Genomic DNA, 637 nt, shown 5'->3' with positions numbered 1-637 from the left:
CAATGCCCTCGCCATGGCGCTGCAGCTGCTGCCACCAGCGTTCCTCGGGCGCGGGCGCGCGCCAGGCGATGAGTTCGAAGTAGGCGCCGTCGGCAAACACCACCAGGGCGTTGTGCGTGGAGCGGCCCGGATGCTCGCCGCCGCGCAGCACGTTGAAGCCCAGCGCGGTGTAGTCGGCAATGGTGCGTTCCAGGTCCTGGACCGCGATGACGATGTGGTCGAGTGGCAAGGTCATGGCAGGGGTGCTTCGCACGGTGTTCAGGCCGCCAGGCGCGCGGCGGCGCTGGAGTCGGTGTGGCGCACTTCGGCGCGGATGTTCTGCGGATTGCGCAGCAGGTTGAGGATGGGGCAGGTGCGCTCCACGGCCTCGAACAGCGCATCGATCTCGGCGCGGCTGGCGGGCGAGTCGATGTGCACGGTGTAGCCGATCTCATGCGGCCAGATGGGCGTGGCCTCGTGGCCGGGCTTGCCGCCGCGCGGGTCGATGATGCCCGTGACCTCGACCTCCAGGCTCTCCACGGGCACCTGGCGCTCGGCCGCCTGGATCAGAAAGATGTGGGTGACGCAGGTGCCCAGCACGCCCAGCTGCAGCTCGGGCGAGCTGGGGCCGAGGTTGTAGCCCGCGAAGTCGACGCGG

The 637-nt window shown here is 69.9% G+C and carries 2 protein-coding genes; both read right to left on the bottom strand.

Annotation, left to right across the window (positions count from 1 at the left end; all coding sequences use genetic code 11):
- Nucleotides 1-235, bottom strand: a 235-nt coding sequence (locus L995_RS30300) for a VOC family protein (RefSeq protein ID WP_047475154.1), incomplete at its 3' end; no start/stop codon positions are given.
- Between the two features lie 23 nt (nucleotides 236-258).
- The coding region (locus tag L995_RS30295; RefSeq protein ID WP_047475153.1) for an OsmC family protein at nucleotides 259-637 on the bottom strand (379 nt) is incomplete at its 5' end.

It is taken from the genome of Delftia sp. ZNC0008 (assembly GCF_000799035.1).
Lineage (GTDB): Bacteria > Pseudomonadota > Gammaproteobacteria > Burkholderiales > Burkholderiaceae_C > Comamonas > Comamonas tsuruhatensis.
Note: the sequence above shows the minus strand (reverse complement) of the source record. Positions and strands in the feature narration are given on the sequence as shown.